Here is a 5,540-nt window from a genome sequence, read left to right as displayed (position 1 = left end):
CAACAACAAGCCTTTCAAAGTGGCCATAGTAGCCGTTATGCGCAAACTCCTCCTTCTCGCAAACACATTGCTTAAAAAAGATGAATTATATAAGGCTTAAAAAATGAATAAAAATAGTAGACTTTTAACACAATCACTTCGTGAGCTTCCTCCTGCGTTAGGGCTACGGCGGACAAGCGCAATGACAACGATCGAATACCAATAATCCTGTAGCCAGTGTTTTATTTTTTTACAAAGATCAATACGATAAAAGCAGGCTTGTATATCAACTCGTTAGATCAAGCTCACGTTAATTAATGAAATATAAAAAACTGCAAACATCTCCTGAAGTGTTTGATATAGCAACTGGCTAACAAGGAAAGATTTTATGGAAAAAACAACACAAATTTCATCTCTCATTACTGACATTGAACAACAAATCCTTACTGTTTATAACGATCCTATACTCTGCCGACAATATGCATGGTGGACCGTGGAAGCAATCACCAATAAAAGAAAAACAGAGCTGATCAATCAAGACACCATCATACTCAGTGAGGAACAACAAAAAAATCTTAATGAATGGCTTGAAGATCTCATTACCAAACAAATGCCTATTCAATATCTGCTTGGATCAGTACCATTTTGTGATGTCACTATTTTAGTCGCACCACCAACATTAATCCCGCGCCCTGAAACAGAAGAATGGTGTTTTAATCTTATTACTAAACTCAAAAAACTACGAAATCAACAAATCACTATTTTAGATCTTTGCTGCGGCAGCGGATGCATAGCAATTACCCTTGCTCAAGCATTACCGCACGCAACAATCTACGCATGCGATATTGCAGATTCTGCCATTGCACTGTCCAAAAAAAACAGCGCTCATAATAAAACAAGTAATCTCATTATCCTGCATTCTGATTTATTCAATGCGCTCCCGAAAGATATTCGTTTTGATCTTATTGTGACCAATCCACCGTACATAACTCCTATAGAATGGCAAACTCTTGATCAATCGGTTGCACAATGGGAAGATAAAGGTGCACTGGTTGCCGATGACGATGGCCTTGCTCTTATTAAAAAAATTATTGCGGTAGCGCCACAGTATTTGCAGCAAAACGAAGAACTACAAGCACAAGCAATACCGCAACTTATGATTGAAATTGGCTATTTACAAGGACCAACAGTTGCTACGCTTATGCAACAAGCGGATTATACGGATATAAAAATAGATACAGATTTGGAACATAAGGATCGTGTAGTTTCAGGGAGAACAGATAATGTGGCACCTACCAAAGCTGCGCAATGAATTAGTAACGATATCACTTGCTCCTAAAAAAATATCGTGCAGTTGGCTCACAACCACTACAAAAGACAATAGACGATATATTTTAAAGGCATTTGAAGAAAAACCGTTACATCATCTTGAATATGAACAATCAGCAATCAACAACTCGCAAATGCTTGGCGCACACATTACCAAATTTTTAAAACGACACAAGCTCGTCGATCCTTATATTTCATGCTCTATTTCCGGATCACAAATAATAGAATCACTCATTGATCTTCCTATTGCTTCACCAAAAATTACTGATTTTCCTTTTCCAAAACTGCATAAAACTATCTGGAATTATCGTTATTTGTATCCAAAAGACAATGCATACTTTACCTTTTACCTGTGTGGCATCCCTAGACACATTCTCTTTCAGCATCAACTCTTTGCCGTAAAGCACCAACTTAATTTGACCGCGCTTACCACTGAACGTATGGCACTATTATCGCTCTATAAAAAAACAAGAGGTTTGATTTTTAGAGCAAGCCAATTTGCACAAGATATGCAACAAAACAATAATGAACTCCATACCCTGTTTTCTGCCGACAGTATACGCCGTATAATGACCATATCCCCTTCTGTGCAACTGCCCAATGAAATAACTCCGTTATCAATCGCTTTAGGCCTTTTTATAATAGGAATAGAACAATCATGAAGCCAATTAACTTTTTAAAAACTATCTCACCAAAAGAACAACACAATATTGCAGTATGGTGCCGCGTAGCCATAGTACTCACGTTGATCACCATTATTGCAATTACCGTGACACAATTCTATCAATTAAAAACGTTTTTTGCGGCCAGAAAAAAATATAATCAGATAATGCAAAAACAACCACAACTGCCGGTGATTAATGCCCATCAAAACAAAAAACTACAAGAACAGGAAAAAGAGCTACAAGACAGAAAAGAGTTCCTTGCTCACATAGAGCTAAAAAACGAACGCCTTTTAAATGTCTTAACTGCTATACAGAAATCAATGCCAACCAACTGTACGATTGTTACCTGCAATATCAACGGGAAAACAATAACGTTATCGGTTATCTGTCCGTCCACGCAAGTTGGTTATCAATATTTAGAAGCTCTCTCTGCATCACCCGATATAACTGATCTACGCATGACATCATTGCAACCACATAAAGCTTCTCAAACAAAACAGATGATCGCTTCGTTAACAGGGTCGATTAAGGTGTAGGGAGTTAGATTCAAGAAGCTAGTTTTTATGTGTTTTCAGATATTTTCTATGCTCTGCTTGCAGTAAGCGGTTTTTTAAATTTCGTTCAAACAGTCTAACGCCTGCTTTACTCTTTGCTCGTTCTTCTCTTGAATATACGTTTCTGCTGTCTTGCCATTCTTATCTGCAAGCATTTTATTAAGAGCCGGTTGTTCCCACAAAAAACGTGATACTTCTAGATGATTCGCTGTAGCGGCAGCTATCATTGGCGTCATACCGGTGACTGGATGTTGAGCATTAATATTAGCGCCTACCTCGATTAAAACCTTTACTAAATGTAACATACCATCGTGAGCTGCACAGATTAATGCTAAATCAACATCTGGATCTTTCCACACATACTTATGCCTGCCGCTCTCCACTATGGATTTTATCACTTCTGGTCTACCTATGTCAGCTGCCTGTAGCACCATGCGAACACGAATTATACGTCTATCTTCTTCATTTGCCCCCATGCGTATAAAAAAATTCATAACACTCGTAGAACCACTTTCAACTGCTGCCTGTGAAACCAACAATCCGTGTTTATCAAAAACATCAAAATGTGCACCTTTTGCTAATAAACATCTTACAATACCCAAATGTTTGGATCTAGTTGCATACACTAGTGCCGTTCCTCCATGTATGCATTGAGCATTTTTATCAGCACCCGCTGCTAGCAAAACATCTACATCTTCTTCATGGCCATAGTTAGCCGCATATATCAATGCTGTCCATTTGCTTTTATCTGCACTTTGTATGTCAACACCATAGCTGATCAACAGCTTTGTAACTTCCGCATGACCATTGCCAGCCGCGCACATTAACGCTGTTTGCCCTTCTTTATCCCCAGCATTTGCATCAGCACCCGCTCTCAACAAAGCCGTCGCAACCCCTGTATGTCCGTTCGCAGCTGCCCACATTAATGCAGTCATTCCCGATTTATCCTGATCATTTTTATTAACATTCATATCTATTAACCATTTTAAAGCAGCTACATTTCCGTACTGAGCAGCTCTAATCAATAATGTTTGACCATCGTTATCTGTGACGTCCATCGAAGCGCCTGCTTTTACCAAAATATCCGCAATTTCTGCATTACCAGTTGTCTCAATTGCAATCATTAATGGCGTTCGGCCCGATTTGTCAACACTGTTTACATTAACCTGATGCTCTAACAACAATTGCACCGTATCTGTTTTTCGAGATGCAATAGCGGCTGTTAACGCGATAACTCCTTTGCTATTTTGTGCATCTTTATCAGCGCCCGCATTCAAAATCAATTCCACGATATCTCTGTCAGCAAACGCAGCCGCTTTCATTAATACAGTACTGCCATCCTGAGAAGCACTCTGTACATCAGCTTTTTCTTGTAATAAAAAACGTACTACATCTAGATTTTTTTGCGAAGCCGCGTGCATGAGTAACGTACGACCTCGACCATCTTTACAATTTAAATCCCCTCCCGCTTGCAACATCTTTTTAATCTCTTCTATTGCATTCGGCATGTACACATGTTCAAATATAGTCTTGGGAACCGTTAACTGTTCAATAGCGCGTGCTACTTGGTTATTGCTTTGCAATGCGGGCTTTTCTGGCGCACAATCAAAAAAATAAGTCTCGTTTGATGTATGAGGAACTCTAAAGTGCGCATTTAAAACTTCTTTTACTCGTTTTTCATATCCCTGCAACTGCTGCGAAGTAAGAGAAGTAAACCGAAACATCTTTACTCCCATTTTAGGGTTCATTAACGGTCCAGTTCTTGAGAAAAAAAGCCGCAACTGCATCTCGTTTATATGTTTAAACGGATTTTTTTCTTTTTGCAGCAATTCAAGTAAAGTACTCGCTTTTATATATCGCTGACGTCGTACATCATAATCATCAGCTGCTACTATTTCATTATTATCATTAACCATATATTCTTTTTGAGGAACACCGAATGGGCGCGAAACATACACACATTCATCTACCAAATGCTTTGGTATAAATATCTGTATAATATCGCCAGTTTCAGAAGGGAACTCTTTATTAACATCTAATATATCTTTCCCATAAGTACGTTCTTCCTTAAGCCATTCTTTAACAAAACTCCCTATACTGCGATTTCGTAAAAAATAATCCCATGTCGATTCGCCTGATATATGAAAGTTGCTAAACAACGTTGGATTGACCGCCAACAGATCCTTTCGTATGTGTGCAAGGTTATCATTCGTAGCGCCTTTACCTGCTCTAAATGCATGCGGTCCTGCAAAACTATCTAAATACTGCTGCACATTTGAATAATCAGATGCGCGAGTACGAAGATATTCAAAATTAGGATAGGGTGATTCATAACAATAGTTTAAAATTGCCGGAATGAGACGATTTTCGCTATTTTGCGCATGATAGCAAACAATATGACTCTCTTTATATAGCTCTTCATTTTCTACCATCTTTTTTATCATCGAACGATGTTTGCGCAAAGATGGAAAATAATCTAATTTAATTTCTTCAGCATATCTATCTACAAAATTAGCCGTTGCTGCAACTTCGTTCGGCGCAAGCCGCTTCTTTTGCATTTGATCTCGTCGTTGCCGCAACTGTACTTGACCAACAAGAACCCTCTGCCGCTTATTCTCTTTTTGATCAACACCAGCTGCACAAACCTGCAATCCGACAATAATATTAACGAAAACACCAATTAATAAATGATTTTTTATAGACATCTTTATCCCTAATCAATTCTGTAAAAACCCCAACTCTGTATTGCTTGTAATCATGCAACCCTCATCGCATGAGAATTCTTTTCAGAATACATTAATAAAAAGACCATGCAACCATAATGGTAAAAAACAGGTTATTAAAACCGCCAAACAGAATTTATTATGGTAGTTAACGTGAGTTCGGTATAAGAAGTTTTTCGGGATGTTGTATGTTGTTGCGTATTGTTGTGATAAAAAGGGTTTTCTTACGCAGTCATTGCGAGGAACGAAGCAATCTAGCCTCGTTAATAAAGGAGATTCTCATACAAATC

Annotated in this window: 4 protein-coding genes; 3 read left to right on the top strand and 1 reads right to left on the bottom strand. The window is 38.4% G+C overall.

Annotated elements, in window-relative coordinates; all coding sequences use genetic code 11:
- The first annotated feature begins 367 nt into the window (after positions 1-367).
- Genes prmC through VGT41_02585 form a run of 3 tightly spaced genes read left to right on the top strand, consistent with a single transcriptional unit; the run spans position 368 to position 2,509 of the window.
- On the top strand, positions 368-1,291 hold the full coding sequence (gene prmC, locus VGT41_02595; protein HEV2601163.1) for a peptide chain release factor N(5)-glutamine methyltransferase: 924 nt from the start codon (positions 368-370) through the stop codon (positions 1,289-1,291).
- Entirely contained in the window at positions 1,263-1,970 is a 708-nt protein-coding gene (locus VGT41_02590) for a hypothetical protein (GenBank protein HEV2601162.1), read from the top strand. Before prmC ends, VGT41_02590 begins: the two co-directional genes overlap by 29 nt.
- Positions 1,967-2,509, top strand: a complete 543-nt coding sequence (locus tag VGT41_02585; protein HEV2601161.1) for a hypothetical protein — start codon at positions 1,967-1,969, stop codon at positions 2,507-2,509. The genes VGT41_02590 and VGT41_02585 overlap by 4 nt, the downstream gene beginning before the upstream one ends.
- Before the next feature lie 74 nt (positions 2,510-2,583).
- Here the strand turns inward: VGT41_02585 and VGT41_02580 are convergent, their stop codons facing one another.
- Positions 2,584-5,232 (bottom strand): ankyrin repeat domain-containing protein, encoded by a 2,649-nt coding sequence (locus tag VGT41_02580; GenBank protein HEV2601160.1) that lies wholly within the window; start codon positions 5,230-5,232, stop codon positions 2,584-2,586.
- Positions 5,233-5,540 lie beyond the last annotated feature (308 nt).

It is taken from the genome of Candidatus Babeliales bacterium (assembly GCA_035944115.1).
Taxonomy (GTDB): Bacteria; Babelota; Babeliae; order Babelales; family Vermiphilaceae; genus DASZBJ01.
Note: the sequence above shows the minus strand (reverse complement) of the source record. Positions and strands in the feature narration are given on the sequence as shown.

Coding starts and splice junctions, on each gene's coding strand:
- VGT41_02580 (HEV2601160.1), bottom strand. CDS start 5,232: ATGTCTATAAAAAATCATTTATTAATTGGTGTTTTCGTTAATATTATT.
- VGT41_02585 (HEV2601161.1), top strand. CDS start 1,967: ATGAAGCCAATTAACTTTTTAAAAACTATCTCACCAAAAGAACAACAC.
- prmC (HEV2601163.1), top strand. CDS start 368: ATGGAAAAAACAACACAAATTTCATCTCTCATTACTGACATTGAACAA.
- VGT41_02590 (HEV2601162.1), top strand. CDS start 1,263: ATGTGGCACCTACCAAAGCTGCGCAATGAATTAGTAACGATATCACTT.